This is a genomic window from Mycobacterium sp. IDUB_21, assembly GCF_055419425.1.
Window position 1 is genome coordinate 237,357 of record NZ_JBVAXQ010000006.1, and the last position, 19,114, is coordinate 256,470.

Genomic DNA, 19,114 nt, shown 5'->3' on the forward strand with positions numbered 1-19,114 from the left:
TGCCGCCCTGCCGGAATTTCACCCTCGCCGAACCCACCGCTGCAACGCCGTCAGGCGGTCATCAACAACCCGTACGCGCCGTGAATTGTCAGCCCAACTGCAGGTCGGTAGCGTGCAGACCATGGCCGACGTCGGGTCTCCCGCCACGGGATGTGCAGCGCAGCTGAGCGAAGTGCTCGCGCTACTGGCACGCGCCCGAAACCTGTTTGGCGACATGGTGGTTGATCCTCCCACCGACATCGCGCCGCAGGCCGACGCGGCCGGACGCTGGGTGGTTTAACGTCCCACGCCGTCACCGGCCTGGCGCCCGGCGTGCAGCTGATGGTTCAGCAGGCGCTCGGTGGCCACCCGAAGATCCTCATTGGTCGGCACCGCCGCCGAGGGAGCGTGCCCGCTCGTGACGATCTCGCCGCGGATCTCCAACGCGGCCTTGAGAAACGACACGTCTGCGGCCAGGATGATGGCCTCCGCCAGCCGAGGGGCGTCGGCCGCCATGGCCGCCTCGCTCAGCACCACACTGTGCAGATAGCCACCGCGGCAGGACCGAAACAGCACATCGCCGCTCGGATGGGTGGTGTCGAATGCCGGGTTCGGCTCAGTCATCAGCGCCCATCGGTCAGGCCCCGGAAGGCCCTGGCAGCGTCTTCTTCATGCTTGTTCCACGTTGTCACGGCCAGGTTCAGATTGTCCGACATCTCCGAATGTTCGCTCGATTGATCCTCGTAACAGTTCTTGCGGGCATCGAGCAACGAACCGGCCGCCCGACGAAAATCGCCATAGATAGGTCCGAGTGCGCTCAGGGCCGTCTGGATTCCCTCGTGGGATGACGGGACGGTGGCCAGGTAATCCGAGGCCTGCTGGTGGTTCCCGGCAGCATTGGTCAGAACGGCCTGATTGACATGGATGTTCTCTGGCATCTCTTACCTCCCTGGCTAGTCGACGATGACGGTTGGAACGCGGATTTTCAAGCTCGCAGGGCCGCGAAACGACATGGCGGGCCGGGTCGGCGCCGGTTCGGCCTCCACGTGGGGCGCCTCGCTTCGGACCGGCGGATGCTGCCAGCCGAGGAAGCCGGGACCGTGCAAATTGGCGGCGAGGTGGATCTGTCCATCGAGCAGCGCTTTGCCTTCCCCGAAGGCGAGTGCATGGCGATCGGTGAACACCCCGACGTCTCCGGGCCGCAACCGGGCTTCGTCAATCGGTGCCGTCACCGGTGTGCCGGGTGGAGGGATCTCAATCCCCTGGCGGCGGAACGCCTCTGCGACGGGTGTCCCGTCAGCGGCCGCCTGCATCGCCGCGGCCAGTTGCGGATCAGCGACCGTAATCGTCGCGCCATCGGGCAGCGTCACGGTAACGGGACCGTTGTCGTGCAGGGTCTCCGGCGCCGGGTCGTCCTCGGTGTTATCGCCCTCGGCGCCGTCGGCGTCATCGTCCGTCGTCGCCCCTTCTGGCAGAAACCCGTCGTCAGCTTCGTCGCCGCCGCCCGGTCCGGACAGCAATCCCGCCGGCGTAAGCCCAGCCGGCATGGTGGCGGGCATCGCGCCGAAACCGGGGCCATCCCCGCCGAGACCCGGGACCATCGGCATCGCGGGCACGTCCGACGACCGCTGGGGCGAAGGCGGGTAATCCGTCTCCAGCTCCTCTTCGGGTAGCGGGTCGAGGTAGGGATTCTCATCCGGCGCCGGACCGGAGGCCACCCGGGCCGCCTCGTCGTCTGGGTTCGGCTTCGACTCGACCGGCGCGGGGTCCTCTTGGTCCGCTTGTGCCGCATACAGCGCGGTCAACGCAGTGGCCAGCGCCTGCTTGGAGGTGTTGTCGTCGTTGGCCTCTTCGACCACCCTGATGATCTCGCCGAGTTTGACGACCAGAAAGCGCTGGAACTCGCGCGCACCGGCCGCCGTGCCCAGATCCCAACTTTGTGCGGCGCCGACGATTTCAGCCTCCAAACTGTCGAGGCGCCGACGACCCTCCAGTGTGGTCTTGTGCGCGTGCCGCAGTGCTTCGATGATCTGCCGATCGAACTGCGCCGCCGTCGACAGCTGTTGCGCCAGAGCCGATTCAGCCGTCTTCATCGCTTGCGCCGCGCTTCCATGCTGTTCCTCGCCCGGCGTCAATCGATGAAGCACGCGCTGGTAGCCCTCAGGCGGCAGCGGCAGGGTCAGCGCCGCCTGCGCAGCGCGGGTCGCCTCACCTGCGCCGCCGGAATTCTCGATACGCCTGATCGCGTCAAGAACGTCGTCGCGGGTCGCCATTTACTCAGCCCAACGTCGGTGCGCCGGGCCGGCGTTCATCCGCTGACCGCTCCATGGCCGGTGACTGTACCGCTGGCGGAAAGGGCCGACAATTCACCCGACGCGCCGGTCGGGACAGGCCGATCATGGCACCGGACGCCGGATCGCCACATGAGCGCCGAGTGGGCTGATCTGAACGGTTGCCCCGGCGTGAGGGGCTTCGACCACCATGTTGTCGCCGATCGCCAGCTGTACGTGACCGGTGCTGGGGAACACCAGGTCACCGGGCCGGATCTGGGAGCGCTGCACCGGAATTCCATCGTGGATTTGAGTGTAGGTGGTGCGCGACAGCGGTACTCCGGCTTGGGTGTAGGCCCACTGGGTCAGCCCCGAGCAGTCGAACCGATCCGGACCGGTGGCGCCCCACACGTAGGGCGCCCCGAGCCTCGACAGCGCTGCGCGGACCGCTAGTCCGGCACGAGAGTCGGGTAGCCGCAACCGATCCAGGCTCGGTATCCGCCGCCGCACCCCCCGGTAGCGGAGTCGTCGCAGCCCCGCCCGATGAACCTGTGCGCGGTGCCGGGCCGACACCACGTGCGCTCGCTGGGCACGCAGCCGTGCCGCTCGTCGGCGCATCGCCTCCCGCTGTGCCAGTGGAGTGTCCGGGATGACGGCGGCGTCGGCGCGAGCGGCCGAAGCGAGGCCCTTGGTCTGCTGCCCGGCTCGGGCATAGTCGGCGTTCGCGGCGGCAAGCACGGCCGTGGCGGCGGCGTCGGTGCGCGCGTTCGCCAGCAACAGATCCCGCTGGGCGAGCACCGCCTGCCGGTAACGCCCGCGCCCCGGACCGGTGTCGTAGCCTGCGGTCCGCTCGAGCAAGTCGACATAGTGCCCCAGCCCGGCATCCAATGACACCGGCTGCGGGCGGGCCGCGAACAGCCGGTGGGCGCGGTCCAAGACCTCCAACTCACCGTCGGTCACTGTCGTCTCCCTCCGTCGGCACCCTCCGGCGCGTCCGCAGCCCCCTCGGCGAATGCGCGTACCCGGGCCAGCGCGCCCGGCGGGATGACTCCCCTGTTGCGGATGTCCCACATCTCCTCGGCGCTGACACCGAGCAGCGTTGCGATCACCGGCTCGGGCAGCGACGACCGTGCGCACGCGTCGTCGAACCGGGCTGTCAGGCTGGCCGGCATGCGCTGCAGCAGGTCGCTACGGGTGGCCTCCAGGGCCTGCAGGTGCGCCATGAGCCGGGCGGCGTGGTCCGCGCCCGCGTTGACGGCCACCCGCCACGAGCTGGCCGCCAGCATCTCCGCCTTCACGCACTGCGTGATCACGGAAAGAATATACGTCTCGTATTCGTCTGATGCTTCCGAAGGCAATCGGGCGATCACCGAACGCAACGCGTCCAGCTGCGCTTCGGCGTATCCCTCCAGCACTTCGGTGTCGCTGTGGCGGTCGACGACGAGCGCTCCGGCGGCCCGACCGCGCGACATCCGAGGTCCGCTCGCCGACATCAACTGAGCCAGTTCGGCGTCGGCGTCTTCGGCTACCAGCAGCCGTGAATAGGTGCCCGGCGGCAAGCCAAGACCATTCTCAACCTTCTGAACAGTGCCTTTGTGAGGTTTACGGGCGCCGCGCTCCAAGTAACTCAAGCCCATGATGCTGACGCCGGTTGCCGCGGCGAGCTCTGCCAGCGACCAGTCTCTCGCCTCGCGCAGTGCCCGGATGGCCGCGCCCGCTGACTCGCGGCTCACCGTCGCGCCCCGACCATGTCCGGATACTACACAGCCTCGGCGTTCTCTACTTACATATATGTTTTTATCCGCGTCTCTTGTGTTGGCACCGTTCGATCGTATACGTTTCCGTCTACGTTATCCGATCCGCTTCCCCGAGGAGGTCTTCCCGATGGCACCCCCCTGCTCCTCCAACCCCGAACTCTGGTTCGGCTATCCCGATGCCGACGGCACTGACGGGGCCGCCAAGGCCCGGGCTTACGAACAGTCCTCCATCGAAGCGCGGCTGCTGTGCCTGCGCCGCTGCCCGCTGGCACAACAGCGCCGGTGCGCCGCGCTGGCCGTCGAACGCAGCGAGGAGTACGGGGTATGGGCCGGCGTGAAGCTCCCCGGTGGCCAATACCGCAAGCGGGAGGCACTCGCACACGCCCATGCAGTGCTGCGTGCGATCGCCGCCGGCGAGATCAACACGCGCGAGCTACCCGGTAACCAGGCGTTGCTGGCCAACCACGAACGAGAGCAGCAGCCGGTGACAGCGGCCGTTTTTCACCTGCCCACCGACCGGATCGGCTCCCCCTCAGCGGCGTGACCGGTAGTGTCACCGGCGCGGCTTGTCGCACGGCACGGAGGTGGGCGGTTGAGCAACCTGGAGACCACATCAGCTGAATTCGACTGCGCCGCAGGACCGCCCGATGGTATCGAGGTGCTGCGCCCGCGTGAGGTGCCGCTGGGCGGACCGCGCGCCATCCAGGTCCGCCGCACCTTGCCGCAGCGGGAACGCTCGCTGATCGGCGCCTGGTGCTTCGTCGACCACTACGGGCCGCATGACATCGGCCGTGACGGCGGGATGGACGTTCCCCCGCATCCGCACACCGGGCTGCAGACCGCGAGCTGGCTGTTTCGCGGGCGAGTCGAACACCGCGACAGTGCCGGGGTGCACGCACTGGTCCGTCCCGGTGAGTTGAACCTGATGACCGCCGGCGCGGGCATCTGCCACTCCGAGGTCTCCGTGGATGCCGCAGCCGAGCCGATCCTGCACGGCGTGCAGCTGTGGATAGCGCTGCCCGACGCCGCCCGCCACACCGGGCGGGCCTTCAACCACTACGCGCCCGAACCGGTTTCGTTGCCCGGCGGCACGGCGCTGGTGTTTCTCGGGGAGCTGGCGGGCCACCGCTCCCCCGTGCCGGCCTTCACTCCCCTGCTCGGCGTCCAGCTCGACTTGAAGCCGCGCACCGAGCTGGTGCTCGATGTCGACCCGGCGTTCGAACACGGTGTGCTGTGTGACCAGGGGGCGGTCGTGCTGGGAGGGGCGGCTCTGCAGATCGGCGAGCTGGGCTATCAAGGCCCCGGTCGCACGGTCCTGCCATTGGCCAACACCGGCGACTCCCCCGCCCGGGTGCTGCTACTGGGTGGGGAGCCGTTCGGCGAGGAGCTGGTGCTGTGGTGGAACTTCATCGGCCGCAGCCACGACGAGGTCGTCGAGTTCCGCCGCCAATGGCAGGACGGCGAGGCGCGTTTCGGTGAAGTCCGTGGCTACCGGGGACGGCTCGACCGACTGCCCGCGCCACCCGTGCCGCCGGTACGGCTGCGGGCCCGGCGGGCCGGCGGCGGTTAGTGCGTCCCCTCACCGCCGGCGCTAGGGCGTGAGCAGCACCTTCACCACATCGCCGGACCGGGCGGCGACCGCCCGGTAGGCGTCGGCCGCGGCGTCCAGCGGCATCTCGGTGGTGAAGATGCCGTCCACCGACAGCCGGCCGGACTGCAGCAGCGGTATGAGCTGCGGCCAGGTCTGCTGCACCGGGGCGGTGGTCATCCGCAGCGTGATGCTGCGGATGAGTGCGGCCAGCGCCGGGAAGGGGAAGGGCTGCAGGTCATGCACCCCGACCACCGACACCGTGCCGCCGGGGCGCACCGCCGTCAGGGCGTCGGCCATCGTGATGTCCGAACCGACGGCGTCGATCACCGCGTCGACCCCGCGCCCGCCGGTGTGCTCCATCGCGGCGATGGTCGCCGACGGCGCCGCCGGTGTCACACCCATCGCGACGACTCGCTCCCGGCGCTGTGGAACCGGGTCGATGCCGAGAACTGTTGCCGCACCGAGAAATAGCGCGCTGCGCGCCGCGCACAGCCCGACCGCTCCCAGCCCGATCACGGCGACCGTGCCGCCCACCGGGATGTCGGCGCGCAACGCCGCCGCCCAGCCGGTGGCGAGGTTGTCGGTGAGCAGCAGGGCTTCCTCGTCGCAGAGGCCGTCGGGGATGCGGGCGAGCTGAAAGTCCGCTCCCGGCACCGCGAGCAGCTCCGATTGCGCGCCGCCCAGCGCACCCGCTCCGAAGATCAGTGGGCCCGAGTGGCAGCGGATCGGGTCTCGGGTGGCGCACCCGGCGCAGTGCCCGCATCCGGCGACCGAGGACACCATCACCCGATCGCCGACTCGAACCGAGGTCACTTCGGCGCCGACGTCGACGACGGTGCCAATCGCCTCATGCCCGAGCGGGACCGGGTCGATGAGGGGGTAGTCACCCTCGTAGAAGTGCAGATCCGAGCCGCAGATCGCGGTGGCGGTCACCGCGATCACGGCGCCGTCGGCGCCCGGCAATCCGGGGTCGGGGCGGGTGTCGACGCGGATCGATCCGGGGCCATCGATTACCACACTGCGCATCTGGTCATCCTTCCAACAGGGCTTGGACCTTGCCGAGCACGTCGGGGTAGCGCTTCATGTGCGCGCCACCGTTGATGTCGAAGGTGGACCCGGTGATCCACGAGGCGCGCTGCGAGGTCAGAAACTCCACGGCGTCCGCGATGTCCTCGGGGACGCCGGCCCGGCCCAGCGGGGTGTTTTCGAGGTATTCGTCGGTGAGGCCGGGCACCATTGTCAGGCCGGCGACCAGGGGAGTGTCGACCAGGCCGGGGGAGACCGCGTTGACCCGGATGCCGCGGGCGGCCAGCTCCAGGGCGGCCACTTGGATCAGCATCAGCACACCGGCTTTGGCGCTGCAGTAGGCGGCCATCGCGGTGCCGGGCTGCCGCCCGTTCAGGGACGAGACCGCGACGATGCTGCCGCCGTCTTCGAGGGTGCGGGCCGCATGCTTGATCACCAGCATGGTGCCGGTGAGGCAGACGTCGATGGTGGTCTGCCAGCCGGCCAGCTCGATGTCGGGGATCGCGCCGATCACCGACAGCCCGGCGCAGCTGACCACGGTGCGCAGCGGTCCGCGCTGAGCCGCCGCCGCGCATGCCGCGGCGACGCTGTCCTCGTCGGTGACGTCGGCGGTCACGGCGGTGCCCCCGATTTCGGCGGCGTGTTGCTGTGCCGCTTCGGTGTTGATGTCGGCGATCACCACCTGGTCGCCGCGCCCGGCCAGAGCGTGCGCGGTGGCCAGCCCGATTCCCGAGGCGCCACCGACGATCAGGGCGACCGACGCCTGCTCGGTCATACTCGTGCCTCCGTCGCCGGTCGATAGGTGCGTTGCCGGTCGGGACGTACCCACAGGGTGTCCGCGCCGACCGCGTTGCCCTCGGCCACCAGCACCCGTTTGAGGATCTTGTTGGTCGCCGTCGCGGGCAGTTGCGCGGTGATCCGGACGTAGCGGGGCCACGCCTTGGGGGAGAGGTCTTCTTGGGCGGCAAGAAATTCCGTGAACTGTGCCTCGGACATGCCCGCGCCGTCACGCAGTACCAGGGCGGCCATCACCTGGTCGCCGACATTGGCGTCGTCGGGCACCGCGTACACCGCAGCCTGGTTGACGTCGGGGTGACGCATCAGGATGCGTTCGATGGGCGCCGCAGCGAGGTTCTCGCCGTCGACCCGCATCCAGTCGGCGGTGCGCCCGGCCAGGTAGATCCAGCCGTCGGCATCCACGTAGGCCAGGTCACCCGACCAGTACATGCCGTTGCGCATCCGCTCGGAGGTAGCGTCCTGGTTGTTGTAGTAGCCCGAAAAGAACCCGGCCCCAGCGGTATTGACCAGCTCACCGATCGCCTCGTCGGCGTTGGTCAGCACGCCGTGCTCGTCGAAGATCGCGGTCGGGCATTCGGCGACCGGGTCGCTCTTGTAGATCGCGACACCGGGAAAGCCCCGGCCCACCGAACCGGGCGGGGTGCCCTCGTCGCGGGTGATGGTGACGGCGTTCTCGGTCGAGCCGAAGGCATCCACCACCTGCACGCCGAACCGGCGCGCGAATTCTGCGATGTCACGCTCGGAGGCCTCGTTGCCGAAGGCGACCCGCAGCGGATTATCGGCATCGTCCGGCTGCTCGGGGTGGGCCAGCAGGTAGGCGAACGGCTTGCCGACGTAGTTCATGTAAGTGCCGCCGTAGGACCGAATGTCGGCCAGGAACCGCGACGCGGAGAACTTCGCCGGCGCCATCGCCGCACCGGCGGCCACCGCGGGCCCGAAACCGGCTGCGATCGCATTCGAGTGGAACAGCGGCATGGACAGGTAGACGACGTCGTCGGCGCCCAGCGCGAAGCGTTCGGTAAGACTCTGCCCGGCGACCAGCACCATGAAGTGGCTGACCAGAACGGCTTTGGGATCGCCGCTGGTGCCCGAGGTGAAGATCAGCATGAAGGGGTCCAACGGCTCGACCTGCCGGTGGGCTTCGAGCTCACCGGCCTCCTGGCAGGCCTGCTCCCAGTCCGGGTCGTCGACCTCGATGACGGTGATGCCGGCCAGGTCCAATCCGTTCAGCAGGCCCCGGTGTTCGGCATCGACGAGCAGGATCTGCACGTCGGCGGTGCGCAGGTCACCGGCCAGCGCCGAGCCGCGACGAGTGTCGTTGACCCCGCACAGCACATATCCGCCGAGTCCGGCGCCGGCCACCGCGGTGAGCATTGCCGGGGTGTTGCCCAGCAGGGCGCCCACATGCATCGGGCGGTCGTGGTCGGCGCGGGCGATCACCACGGCGGCGTGACGGGCCGCGCCGTCGATGTATTCGCGCCAGCTCCAGCGGGTCTGCCCGCCGTGGGCGTCGTTGTAGAGCACTGCCAGCCCGTCCGCGTCAGCGCGTTCGGTAAGCAGTTGCTGCATCGTGTCGGCCATTGCGCCCTCCTAACCCGTGACGGTAGCGCTCGGTGTGGCCAGATGCCTGACCAAGAACGCGATCTGGTGGTCGACAGCCTGATCGAACCAGCTCCCGCCGGAAAAGACGTCGAAGTGATCGCACGGATAGTGGCGTACTTCGGCGCGCGCGGCGAACGCCGCCTTCGCCGCGGCCTGCGGGGGAGCGCCCCGGTCGAAGTCGGCGATCTGCACCAGCATCGGGCACTTGACCGCCGCGGCGTGCTTGGCGGCCGGGCGGTAGCCGCCCAACTGCAGGCCGACTTGGGCGTCGACCTCATTGCGCCAGGTGGGGCCCGCCATCGCCAGGTAGGCCTCGTAGTAGCCCTCGGCGGTGAGAGTGGCCAGCTCGCCGGGCCGGCCCACCAGGGGGATCGTCACGGGTGCGCGGCCAACCCGCTGGGCCAGCGCGCTGCGCCACCCGGTCACCGTCGAGCGCAGCAGCGTCGCCGGGCGGTGGTGCGGCAGCGCCGCGACGGCGGCGGCCGGTCCGCTGACGAGCGGGGTCAGCGCGACCGCGGCGGCGACGCCGTTCGTGGTGGCGGCAACCTCGAAGACGTGGCCGCCGGCCAGCGAGACCCCCCACACCACGATCCGCTGCGGATCGACACCGGGTTGGCCTGCCGCGGCCGCACATGCCGCTCGGAAGTCGGCTACCTGTTCCTTCATCGAAATGCGTTGCCGCGGTTGCCCACCGGACGCCCCGAAATAGCGGTAGTCGAAGGCGAACGCGGCGAAGCCCGCGGCACTCAGCCGCTGCGCGAACGGAACCAGCCCGGAGTCGACGGTGCCGCCGAAGCCGTGCCCGAGCACGACGACCGGCGCGCCGTCGTGGTCACCGGCGGCCGGGAAGAACTGCCCGACGCAGGTGGTGCCGTCGCTGTCGAAACGGACCGTGGTGCTCATGCGGATGCTCCCGTCTCGTCCACGGCGACCCCGGCCCAGCGCGCTGCCCCGAGTTCGGCGGCTCGTCTTGTGCCGCGCGGGATCTCGGCGGTGCGCATGTCGTGTTCGTAGAGAAAGTAGTCGAGTTGCTGGGTGTGCCGCGGGGTGTCGAGCATGTGGCCGGTGTACTTGCGCATGTCCGCGTCGATCACCCGGCGCATCTCGGCGACCGACGGCAGCCGGTACCGGCCGGCCGCGTAGGCGCCGATCAGGCGGGCCTGAGCTTCCACGAACGGGAACAGAGTCGGGGTGGCTTGGGCGAACCCGGCGAACACCAGATCCTCGATGCCGGGGTAGAACATCCGCTTGTACAGATCGATCCGATTGTTCGGTGCGCTGATGAAGCCGGAGTCGAAGAACGGGAAGGTGATGTTGTAGCCGGTTGCGTAGATGATGATGTCGAATCTGCCACTGGTTTCGTCGGTGAAATGCACGGTGTCACCGTCGAATCGGCTGATGTTGGGCTTGGGGATGACATCGCCGGAGCCCAGCCGCAACGGCAGCTCCAGCGACTGGGTGGGGTGGGCCTCGAAGAACTTGTGATTGGGCGTCGGCAACCCGACATCCTCGGGCTGTCCGGCGATCAGCGGCTGGGTCAACTGCAGGAACTTGCGCTGCCAGGAGAGCGGCAGATACGGGCTGGTGCGGTAGTACTTGTCGGCGGGCTTGCCGGCCAGGTACTTCGGCACGATCCAGGCACCCGAGCGCGTCGACAGGGTCAGCTCATTGTCCAGGGCCTTTGACGACAGTTCGACGGCGATGTCGGCGGCGCTGTTGCCCAGGCCCACGACCAGGATGCGCTTGCCGGTGAACTCCAGCGGCGTCTTCGGGTCGATGTAGTGGTGCGCGTGCAGGGTCTCACCGGTGAATTCGCCCGGAAATTCTGGCAACCGCGGGTCCCAGTGGTGGCCGTTGGCCACGACCAGCAGGTCGAAGCGGCGGCGTTGCCCGCCGGCCAGTTCCAGCTCCCAGCCGCCGCCGGGCAGCCGCTGCGCATGGGCGACCTCGGTGTCGAACTCGATGTTGCGTTTGAGCTCGAAAGCCTCCGCGTAGGACTCCAGGTACTCCTTGACCAGGGTGTGGTGCAGGAAGTCCGGGTAGTGGGCGGGCATCGGGAAGTCTTTGAAAGACAGTTGGTGCTTCGAGGTGTCGATATGCAGTGAGCGGTAGGCGCTGGAATGCCCGTTCGGGTTGCCGAAGGCCCAGTTGCCGCCGATTCGGTCCGAGGATTCGAAGCAGGTGTAGTCGACGGCGTAGTCGGACAACATCTTTCCAGCGGTCAGGCCACTGATGCCGGCGCCGATGATCGCGGTGCGGGGTGCGGGCATGGCGGTGAACCTCCGGCGTCGGGGTAGACAGGTCCGGCGGGAGTGTCTACGCAATGCCTGGCAATAGTACACAGATCGATGAATCTGTCTACTGTCTTGCTAGGCTTACCGGCCAGGAGGTGGACCGTGAACGCAAAGCAGCCGGCGGCACCGTCGGCGTCGTCGACAACCGACCGGCTGCTGGACGCGACCGAGCAGCTGCTGGCCGACAAGGGGATCCGGGCCACGACGATGATCGACGTTGCCGAGCGCGCCGGTGTCTCCCGCGCCTGGCTGTACCGGAACTTCCCGGACAAGCCCGCGCTGGTGGGCGCCGCGATCATCCGGCTGGTCGAGACCAGCTGGGCGCAGACCCGCGCCGAGCTGTCGACGCTGCGCGACTTCGAGGAGCAGCTGGTGGCCGGCGTGCAGATCGGCCGACGCGCCTACGACGACCCGGGCACGCTGTTGATGCGGCTGCGTACATCCGAACCCGACGAGTTCACCGCGTGCGCCGGGGCCGGTGTACGCGGCCTGGTCCCGGACCTCGCGGCGTTCTGGCAACCCTTCGTCGAGGCCGCCGCCGAGTCCGGGGACATCCATCCCGACACCGACATTCCCGAGGCCGGCGAATGGATCGCGCGGGTGATGATCAGCCTGGGCAGCGTGCCGGGAAGCCACATCGATCCCGATGACCCGGCCTCGCTGCGGCGACATCTGCGGCGCTACGTGCTGCCGGCGCTGCGGGTAGCACCGAGTCCAACCTGTTCGGGCGGGTAGTACGAATCGTCGGGCGGGGGATTAATTTCCTCGCCGATGCGTTGCACCGACGCATGGAGCTACTCGATCGGATCGCCGTGATCACCGGCGGCACTGCTGGAATCGGTCTGGAATCGGCGCGCCTGCTGGCGGCAGAAGGTGCCGAGGTGGTGATCTCGGGTCGCGATGGCGAACGCGGCGCGCGAGCGGTCGCCGAGATCGGCGGCAAGGTGACATACGTACAGGCCGATCTGAGCGATCTGGATTCGGTCGCGAGGCTGGTCGGGCAGGCCGGCGAGGTCGACATCCTGGTCAACAACGCCGCGGTGTTCCCGGTCGCGCCGACGCTCGAGCAAGACGTCGCGTCGTTCCAGCAGATGTTCGACACGAATGTGCGCGGCAGCTATTTCCTGGTGGCAGAGGTAGCGAAGGGCATGGTCGAGCGCGGTCGAGGCAGCATCATCAACATCACCTCCACCTCCGCGGACAAGGGGTTCCCCGGCACGTCGGTCTACAGCGCCACCAAGGCCGCGCTGGCATCGCTGACCCGCACCTGGGCAGCGGAATTCGGCGCCAATGGCGTTCGCGTCAACAGTGTTTCGCCGGGGCCGACGCGAACACAGGGCACCGCGGCATTGGGAGAGTTCATCGACGACGTCGCGGCGACGCTGCCGCTGCAGCGCACCGCCCGGCCGGAGGAGATCGCCCAGGCGGTGCTGTTCCTGGCGTCGCCGCGCGCCAACTACGTGACCGGATCGACGCTCCACGTCGACGGCGGCGGTTCAGCGGTCTAGCGAGCGCCGAGTGTCCCGCCGCCGGTCAGGCCGGTCGATGGGGTGCTCAGCTGGATGCGAGCCGCGTGATCAGGCCTCGGTCGCCGTCCACCCTGACGCGATCGCCGGTCTTGAGCACTTGGGTGGCCACCAGTGTGTTGACAACGCAGGGAAGTCCATACTCGCGCGCCACCACCGCGCCGTGCGACACCGAGCTGCCGATGTCGGTGACCAGTGCGCCGATCACCGTGAAGTACGGTGTCCAGCCCACATCGGTGACGGGTGCGACGAGAATCTCCCCACGCTGCACTTCACGCGCATCTTGGATCGACTTCGCCACCCGTACAGTTCCTTCCACGATCCCGCGGCTTGCCGCCCGTCCCTGGATCTGCCCGTCGGTCACGGCGCCGGAGGGCCGAACGAGGATGGGTGCGGGCCGTCCGACGCAGACGTCATCGAACTCCAGTGCCTGTTGGAATCCCAGCGCATCGCGGCGCTGGCATGCCCGCTGCACGAGGTGTGCGATATCTGCGCTGTCTGCCCTGTCGCCCACCACCTGTGGCAATTCTGCGCGATCGAAGAAGAAGACCAAATCCGCATCGGGGAGTCGCCCGGTGTCGGCCAGCACCTCACCCAGATGGCGGTATCCCAGCTTGAGCCGGTGCGCCATCAGCGCCATCTTCGACTTGGTCTCCTCACGGCCGCGTGCTCCGCCCTGGGCCAGCCGCGCGAGCAGCCTGACCGTCCGCGACGCGGGCCTCTCGACGCGTTTGCGAGGTGGACGCTCACCAGCGGAATCCCGGGCTGCCTGCAACATCACTTGCATCATCGAACCGAGCCCCTCGGCATCCTCGGCCCACGCGGGGTCACGCATGCACAACTCGCGATACCCACGGTGGCCGTGCCGAATCAAGAACTGCCGCAATGCCACACCGCCAGGGCACTCCGCGTTCCGTAGCCGGGTAACGGCCTCCGACGGCGCCGCCGAGAGGAACTGTTCGGCGGTGCTGTCTTCGGTGGCGATCTGACGTACCACCTCATGCAGTTCGTCGACCATCATGGCGCTCTCGACATCGGCGGCACCGGCCATGAGCCGGGCGGCCTCGGCCTGGCCCGCGTTCTCGTCGCGACCGTCCTTGATCGCGCTGCGCACCAGATAGCTCTCCAGCACATTCGCCCCCACCGCAGCTCGCGACGAGGATCGGACGTGGACCAGGGTGACGTGGCAGTACAGCTCGACACCTGACTCCAGCTGCCGCAGAACCTGTTTGGCGTCGCGACCGGCAGGGATGGGAAAGGCGGTGATCTGATCTGCGAGCCGGCGGATCGCCGGCCCGGCGGACAGCGCGTGGGAGGTGAGCAGAACCGTGTTGATCAGCTTCGCGAAGAACGGTTTCGGTGGTTTCGCCTCGAGTTCATCGATGACGCGACCGCAGATGGACATCGAGAACTGTTCCAACGAGTTTCCCAGAAGGCCCGAGCTCAGAGCCGTCCCCTCGGTCATGTTCAAGAACATGTGCCCGTAGAAGTACCCCACTTGAAGCCACGGCTTGTCGTAGCGGTCCTGTGACCGAGCGACAACCTGGGTCATCTGCATCGCGTAGTCGATCGCGTGTCCCGAGACCGATGCGGTGAGCGGACAGAAAGCCCCCGGCATCATCTCGCCGATGTTGCATCGTGTGTAGACGTGCGTAGGGCCGGCCACCGGGGTGTCCATCTCGTTGAGGTCCCCGGGCAGCGTGGTGATCGGCCGGGCCTGAAGCCAGCACAGCTGCCCGGCCTTGTCGATCGCCCACTCCAGATCCATTGGCCTGCCCCAGTGCTGCGACGCGCGCAACGCGCCGGCACGGATCTGCGCGACATCCTCCTCAGACAGGACGGGGACGTCCCCGACCTCGCGCACCGCCGGAGTGCCGTCCGTCGTCAACACAAGATGGTCCGAGAGGGCAGATCCGTCGACAAGCGCTTCGCCCAGCCCGGCGATGGCATCGATCACCATGAGGTCCCGCCGGCCGGACACCGGGTCCGCGGTGAAGACGACTCCGGCCGCGCGCGCATCGACCATCTGTTGGACGACGACATGCATCGTGACCGCCGCCGTGTCGGCATCGCGGCCGGCGTAGGAGGAGGCCCGGTCGGAGCTGACGGAGGCAACGCACTGGTGGACGGCTGCGGCGAGGCCATCACGGGAATCGACACCGAGCACGGTGTCGTACTGTCCGGCGAACGACTGCTCGGCGCCGTCCTCCCCGGTGGCCGAGGATCTGACGGCCACCGGGGAGTCACCCGAGGCCTGCATCCGGCTGAAGCGGTCGATCACTGCGTCCGGGAGCGGATGCAGGGAGGCCTGCGCGATCACGAAACCCGTTGGGACGCAGAGCCCGAGTCGGGTCAGTTCGGCCAACCCCAGCGCCTTCCCGCCGAACCGGTCGTCGACGATGTCGCCGAACTCGATCGTTGTGGTGTGCACGTCCTCAGTCCAACGCGTCGATGATCTCGGCCAGTGCATCCACGGCGATGGGCCCGGGTTGATAGAGGCAGATCCGGTCCGAGACGCCGTCCACCCGGTCTCGGATGTGCGCAGCCACTTCGGCCGGAGTGCCACACGCGGCGATCGTGTGCAGCACCTCGTCATCGATCAGCGTGGCCATCTCCTGCCAACGCCCCTGCTTGGACATCGCGTTCAGTTCGGGTTGCAGGTGCCCCCAGCCGTGCGCATCCAGCACCGGCCGGTAGGCGGGTGTGGAACCGTAGAACGCCAGGAGCATCCGCGTCGACGTGTGGTCCTCACCGACCGACACGATGATCTCGGGCACCACCGCGAAGTCCTTGGCGTCTCGCCCAGCGGCCGCCAATCCCTCGAGTACCGCCGGCATGGTCTTCTCGTGCAGGAACCGCTTCGACCCGAAGGGCATCACCAGCAGGCCGTCGGCCACTTCGGCTGTGGCCCGGGTCATTCGCGGACCCAGCGCTCCGAGATAGATCGGCGGCGGCCCGAACGGGTTCGGCCCAGGATTGAACGTCGGCGTCATCAATGTGTGGCGGAAGAACTCACCGCGGAAGTCGAGTCGTTCGCCGTCGTTCCACGCGGCGAAGATCGCCCGTAGTGCGCCCACCATCTCCTTGATCCGTGCCACCGGGCGGTCGAAGTCGGTGCCGTAGCGTTTCTCGATCTGCGCGCGAATCTGGGTGCCGAGGCCGAGGATGAAACGCCCCTCGGAGATCTCCTGCAGGTCGTTTGCCTGATGGGCCAGCTGGATCGGATTGCGGGGCAACGCAATGGCCACGTTGGTCATCAGGTCAAGGCCCTTGACCGCCGATGCGAGGGTCAACGGGGTGAAGACCTCCCGGGGGCCCTCGAAGGTGAACACCCCCGATGCCCCGGCCTCACGCAGAAGTGCCGCCCGTTCGACCGCATCCGTCGGGCCGAACAGGGCGGTCATGACCTTCACGTGGCCGGGGCGCGGATGGGCACCGGCGCCTGGTGGATCGGGTACTCGTCGAGCGGACTCAGGATCAACAGACCCTCCAAATATAAATACGATGCGGGTTATATTGGAATCATGAAAACAGATCGGCCCGAGGATGACAAGGGCTCAGACCGGTCGTCCCCGGGACGACCGCGCGACGGCAAGATCGACGCCGCGATCGTGCAGGCCACCCGAGAGCTATTACTCGAGACGGGCTATCCCGCGCTGTCGTTGTCGGCGATCGCGGCCCGCGCCGGAACCACGACCGCTGCCATTTACCGGCGCTGGCCAGGCAAGGCACAACTCGTTCACGAGGCGATCCTGCCGGCCGAAGTCATGGCCATGCCGAGTGCTTCTGGTGACGTCGAGGAGGACATCCGAGCGCTGGTGGAGGCAACGCGCACCATGTTCGACCGTCCGGAGGTTCGGGTCGCGCTTCCCGCGTTGATCGCCGACACCGTCGCCGATCCGGATGTGCACAGCGCAATGACCTCTCGATTCGCCGGCAGTCTCGCTACCTTCCGGACCCGCATGGCGCAGGAGTCCGGCCGGCCCAGCGACGATGGCGTCCTCCCCCTGCTCGCCGAAGTCGTTGTCGGCAGCGCGATCTTCCGCATCATCGTGCGGCACGACGCCCCGCTGGACGCGGCGTGGGTGGACGACGTGACCAATCTGATCAGCTCCGGTTGGACATCGATGACGCATGGTTCGGCCACTCGGTAGGTGATGCGCCGAGATGTCGCCTCGGCCGTCTACCATTCCTCGGGCACCCCACCCGAGCATCGATGGAAGGACCGGCAGTGAGTTACACCGCGGCCGACATCACCGAACTCGACGATGTCCAGCACACCCGCCTGCGGCCGGCGGTGAACCTCGGCCTGGACGTGCTCAACACCGCGATGCGCGAACTGGTGGACAACGCGATCGAAGAGGTGGCGGATCCCAGCCACGGTGGCGCATGCGTGACCATCACCTTGCACCCCGACGGATCGGTCAGCGTCGCCGACGACGGCCGGGGCCTGCCCGTCGACTCTGATCCGGTGAACGGAAAGAACGGCATCGTCAAGACGCTGGGAACCGCGCGGGCGGGCGGCAAGTTCTCCGCACACACCGACGCAGCCAGCACCGGTGCCGGCCTGAACGGGATCGGCGCCGCAGCAGCCGTGTTCATCTCCGCGCGTACCGATGTCACGGTGCGCCGCGCCGGAAAGACCTATCTGCAGAGTTTCGGCCGCGGCTACCCCGGGGTGTTCGACGGCAAAGATTTCGACCCGGACGCCCCGTTCACCCGCGCCGACGCGCAGAAGCTGCGCGGCGCCGCCAACCGCAAACCCGACGCACACGGCACCACCGTGCGGATCCTGTTCGACCCGGCCGTGGTGCCCGACTCCAGCGTGGACATCGCCGAGGTGCTGCTGCGGGCACACGCGGCGTCTCGAATGTCGCCCGGTGTGCACCTGGTCGTCGTCGACGAAGGCTGGCCCGGCGAGGAGATTCCGCCGGCGCTGACCGAGGCGTTCAGCGGCCCCTGGGGCACCGACACCCTGCTGGACCTCATGTGCACCGCCGCCGGGACGCCCAAGCCCGGCGTCCGCGCCGTCGTGGAGGGCCGCGGCGAGTACACCACCGGCCGGGGCCAAACCCCGTTCCGCTGGTCGTTGACCGCGGGCCCAGCCGAACCGGCGACTGTGGCCGCGTTCTGCAATACCGTGCGCACCCCCGGCGGCGGATCGCACCTGACCGCCGCGGTCAAGGGGCTGTCGGAAGCCCTGGCCGACCGGGCATCGCGGATTCGCGACCTGGGCCTGGCCAAGGGCGAAGAAGGCCCGGAGGGACAGGATTTCGCGGCCGTCACGGCGCTTGCCGTCGACACCCGCGCACCCGACGTGGCCTGGGACTCCCAAGCCAAGACCGCCGTGTCATCACGGTCGCTGAACATGGCGATGGCCCCGGACGTGGCGCGCAGCGTCACCATCTGGGCGGCCAACCCCGCCAACGCCGAAACCGTGTCGCTGTGGACGAAGCTGGCACTGGAGTCCGCCCGGGCCCGACGCAGCGCCGAGGGCGCCAAGGCCCGATCCCGCGCGGCGTCCAAGGCCAAGGGCCTGGGGACCAACCTGTCGCTGCCACCGAAGCTGTTGCCCAGCAAGGAAACCGGTCGCGGATCGGGTGCCGAATTGTTTCTGTGTGAGGGCGACTCGGCGTTGGGCACCATCAAAGCAGCGCGCGACGCCACGTTTCAGGCGGCCTTCCCGCTCAAAGGTAAGCCGCCCAACGTCTACGGCTTCACCCTGAGTAAGGCGCGGATCAAAGACGAGTTCGATTCGATCGAACGCATCCTGGGCTGCGGGGTGCGAGACAGCTGCGACCCGGAACGGTGCCGGTACGACCGGATCCTGTTCGCCTCCGACGCCGACCCGGACGGCGGCAACATCAACTCCAGCCTGATCTCGATGTTCCTGGACTTCTATCGCCCGCTCGTCGAGGCCGGGATGGTCTACGTCACCCTGCCGCCGCTGTTCGTCGTCAAGGACGGTAGCCAGCGGGTCTACTGCCAGGACGAGTCCGAGCGCGACGCCGCGGTGGCGCAGCTGAAAGCCACCTCGAAACGCAAGGTGGAAGTGCAGCGCAACAAAGGTCTCGGCGAGATGGACGCCGATGACTTCTGGAACACCGTGCTGGATCCGCAGCGGCGCACGGTGATTCGGGTGCATCTCGATGACGGTGCGAGCAACCTGCACCACACGCTGTTCGGCGGACCGCCCGAGGGCCGGCGCACCTGGATGGCCGACGTCGCCTCCCGTGTCGACACCTCCGCGCTGGATCTTGACTAGGGAGAG

19 protein-coding genes are annotated in these 19,114 nt (G+C 68.2%); 7 read left to right on the top strand and 12 right to left on the bottom strand.

Annotated features, from left to right (window positions below; all coding sequences use genetic code 11):
• Positions 1-121: 121 nt before the first annotated feature.
• Complete coding sequence (locus tag ACZYY4_RS11940) at positions 122-280, top strand: hypothetical protein (protein WP_463810182.1); 159 nt, start codon at positions 122-124, stop codon at positions 278-280.
• Here the strand turns inward: ACZYY4_RS11940 and ACZYY4_RS11945 are convergent.
• From ACZYY4_RS11945 to ACZYY4_RS11965, 5 genes are all read right to left on the bottom strand, one after another.
• Entirely contained in the window at positions 277-603 is a 327-nt protein-coding gene (locus tag ACZYY4_RS11945) for a DUF2694 family protein (RefSeq protein ID WP_463810183.1), read from the bottom strand. The two genes, ACZYY4_RS11940 and ACZYY4_RS11945, sit on opposite strands and share 4 nt — an antisense overlap.
• On the bottom strand, positions 603-917 hold the full coding sequence (locus ACZYY4_RS11950) for a type VII secretion target (protein ID WP_463810184.1): 315 nt from the start codon (positions 915-917) through the stop codon (positions 603-605). The genes ACZYY4_RS11945 and ACZYY4_RS11950 overlap by 1 nt, the downstream gene beginning before the upstream one ends.
• Before the next feature lie 15 nt (positions 918-932).
• Positions 933-2,252, bottom strand: coding sequence for a DUF4226 domain-containing protein (locus ACZYY4_RS11955; RefSeq protein ID WP_463810185.1), 1,320 nt, complete (start codon positions 2,250-2,252; stop codon positions 933-935).
• Positions 2,253-2,375: 123 nt separating this feature from the next.
• Positions 2,376-3,209 carry a C40 family peptidase gene (locus tag ACZYY4_RS11960; protein WP_463810186.1) on the bottom strand — a complete coding sequence of 278 codons (834 nt, stop codon included), beginning with the start codon at positions 3,207-3,209 and terminating at the stop codon, positions 2,376-2,378.
• Complete coding sequence (locus ACZYY4_RS11965; protein ID WP_463810187.1) at positions 3,206-3,982, bottom strand: helix-turn-helix domain-containing protein; 777 nt, start codon at positions 3,980-3,982, stop codon at positions 3,206-3,208. The genes ACZYY4_RS11960 and ACZYY4_RS11965 overlap by 4 nt, the downstream gene beginning before the upstream one ends.
• A gap of 151 nt (positions 3,983-4,133) precedes the next feature.
• Between ACZYY4_RS11965 and ACZYY4_RS11970 the strand changes: the two genes are divergently transcribed.
• Complete coding sequence (locus tag ACZYY4_RS11970; protein ID WP_463810188.1) at positions 4,134-4,550, top strand: WhiB family transcriptional regulator; 417 nt, start codon at positions 4,134-4,136, stop codon at positions 4,548-4,550.
• Positions 4,551-4,598: 48 nt separating this feature from the next.
• On the top strand, positions 4,599-5,576 hold the full coding sequence (locus ACZYY4_RS11975) for a pirin family protein (RefSeq protein ID WP_463810189.1): 978 nt from the start codon (positions 4,599-4,601) through the stop codon (positions 5,574-5,576).
• 21 nt (positions 5,577-5,597) lie between these two features.
• On the opposite strand, the gene ACZYY4_RS11980 is transcribed toward ACZYY4_RS11975, so the two are convergent.
• From ACZYY4_RS11980 to ACZYY4_RS12000, 5 genes are read right to left on the bottom strand one after another with little or no spacing between them, the layout of a single operon-like run.
• Positions 5,598-6,623 (bottom strand): alcohol dehydrogenase catalytic domain-containing protein, encoded by a 1,026-nt coding sequence (locus ACZYY4_RS11980; protein ID WP_463810190.1) that lies wholly within the window; start codon positions 6,621-6,623, stop codon positions 5,598-5,600.
• 4 nt (positions 6,624-6,627) lie between these two features.
• A complete protein-coding gene (locus tag ACZYY4_RS11985) occupies positions 6,628-7,398 on the bottom strand; it encodes an SDR family NAD(P)-dependent oxidoreductase (RefSeq protein ID WP_463810191.1) in 771 nt (256 codons plus the stop codon).
• Positions 7,395-9,002: a fatty-acid--CoA ligase FadD1 gene (fadD1, locus tag ACZYY4_RS11990; RefSeq protein WP_463810192.1), complete on the bottom strand. Its 1,608-nt coding sequence runs from the start codon at positions 9,000-9,002 to the stop codon at positions 7,395-7,397. The genes ACZYY4_RS11985 and fadD1 overlap by 4 nt, the downstream gene beginning before the upstream one ends.
• Positions 9,003-9,011: 9 nt before the next feature.
• A complete protein-coding gene (locus tag ACZYY4_RS11995; RefSeq protein ID WP_463810193.1) occupies positions 9,012-9,926 on the bottom strand; it encodes an alpha/beta hydrolase in 915 nt (304 codons plus the stop codon).
• Entirely contained in the window at positions 9,923-11,293 is a 1,371-nt protein-coding gene (locus ACZYY4_RS12000) for a flavin-containing monooxygenase (RefSeq protein WP_463810194.1), read from the bottom strand. The genes ACZYY4_RS11995 and ACZYY4_RS12000 overlap by 4 nt, the downstream gene beginning before the upstream one ends.
• A gap of 126 nt (positions 11,294-11,419) precedes the next feature.
• Between ACZYY4_RS12000 and ACZYY4_RS12005 the strand changes: the two genes are divergently transcribed.
• Both ACZYY4_RS12005 and ACZYY4_RS12010 read left to right on the top strand, forming a co-directional pair.
• Positions 11,420-12,052, top strand: a complete 633-nt coding sequence (locus ACZYY4_RS12005) for a TetR/AcrR family transcriptional regulator (RefSeq protein ID WP_463810195.1) — start codon at positions 11,420-11,422, stop codon at positions 12,050-12,052.
• A 53-nt stretch (positions 12,053-12,105) separates the two neighbouring features.
• Positions 12,106-12,825, top strand: coding sequence for an SDR family NAD(P)-dependent oxidoreductase (locus ACZYY4_RS12010; protein WP_463810196.1), 720 nt, complete (start codon positions 12,106-12,108; stop codon positions 12,823-12,825).
• A gap of 46 nt (positions 12,826-12,871) precedes the next feature.
• On the opposite strand, the gene ACZYY4_RS12015 is transcribed toward ACZYY4_RS12010, so the two are convergent.
• Both ACZYY4_RS12015 and ACZYY4_RS12020 read right to left on the bottom strand, forming a co-directional pair.
• On the bottom strand, positions 12,872-15,274 hold the full coding sequence (locus tag ACZYY4_RS12015; protein ID WP_463810197.1) for a PEP/pyruvate-binding domain-containing protein: 2,403 nt from the start codon (positions 15,272-15,274) through the stop codon (positions 12,872-12,874).
• A gap of 4 nt (positions 15,275-15,278) precedes the next feature.
• Positions 15,279-16,256: a TIGR03617 family F420-dependent LLM class oxidoreductase gene (locus ACZYY4_RS12020; RefSeq protein ID WP_463810198.1), complete on the bottom strand. Its 978-nt coding sequence runs from the start codon at positions 16,254-16,256 to the stop codon at positions 15,279-15,281.
• 111 nt (positions 16,257-16,367) lie between these two features.
• On the opposite strand from ACZYY4_RS12020, the gene ACZYY4_RS12025 reads away from it, so the two are divergent.
• Together ACZYY4_RS12025 and ACZYY4_RS12030 are read left to right on the top strand one after the other, a co-directional pair.
• Positions 16,368-16,997: a TetR-like C-terminal domain-containing protein gene (locus tag ACZYY4_RS12025; protein ID WP_463810225.1), complete on the top strand. Its 630-nt coding sequence runs from the start codon at positions 16,368-16,370 to the stop codon at positions 16,995-16,997.
• A 77-nt stretch (positions 16,998-17,074) separates the two neighbouring features.
• Positions 17,075-19,108, top strand: a complete 2,034-nt coding sequence (locus tag ACZYY4_RS12030; protein ID WP_463810199.1) for a toprim domain-containing protein — start codon at positions 17,075-17,077, stop codon at positions 19,106-19,108.
• The last annotated feature ends 6 nt before the right edge of the window (positions 19,109-19,114 follow it).

Coding starts and splice junctions, on each gene's coding strand:
- ACZYY4_RS11940 (WP_463810182.1), top strand. CDS start 122: ATGGCCGACGTCGGGTCTCCCGCCACGGGATGTGCAGCGCAGCTGAGC.
- ACZYY4_RS11945 (WP_463810183.1), bottom strand. CDS start 603: ATGACTGAGCCGAACCCGGCATTCGACACCACCCATCCGAGCGGCGAT.
- ACZYY4_RS11950 (WP_463810184.1), bottom strand. CDS start 917: ATGCCAGAGAACATCCATGTCAATCAGGCCGTTCTGACCAATGCTGCC.
- ACZYY4_RS11955 (WP_463810185.1), bottom strand. CDS start 2,252: ATGGCGACCCGCGACGACGTTCTTGACGCGATCAGGCGTATCGAGAAT.
- ACZYY4_RS11970 (WP_463810188.1), top strand. CDS start 4,134: ATGGCACCCCCCTGCTCCTCCAACCCCGAACTCTGGTTCGGCTATCCC.
- ACZYY4_RS11980 (WP_463810190.1), bottom strand. CDS start 6,623: ATGCGCAGTGTGGTAATCGATGGCCCCGGATCGATCCGCGTCGACACC.
- ACZYY4_RS11985 (WP_463810191.1), bottom strand. CDS start 7,398: ATGACCGAGCAGGCGTCGGTCGCCCTGATCGTCGGTGGCGCCTCGGGA.
- fadD1 (WP_463810192.1), bottom strand. CDS start 9,002: ATGGCCGACACGATGCAGCAACTGCTTACCGAACGCGCTGACGCGGAC.
- ACZYY4_RS11995 (WP_463810193.1), bottom strand. CDS start 9,926: ATGAGCACCACGGTCCGTTTCGACAGCGACGGCACCACCTGCGTCGGG.
- ACZYY4_RS12000 (WP_463810194.1), bottom strand. CDS start 11,293: ATGCCCGCACCCCGCACCGCGATCATCGGCGCCGGCATCAGTGGCCTG.
- ACZYY4_RS12010 (WP_463810196.1), top strand. CDS start 12,106: ATGGAGCTACTCGATCGGATCGCCGTGATCACCGGCGGCACTGCTGGA.
- ACZYY4_RS12025 (WP_463810225.1), top strand. CDS start 16,368: ATGAAAACAGATCGGCCCGAGGATGACAAGGGCTCAGACCGGTCGTCC.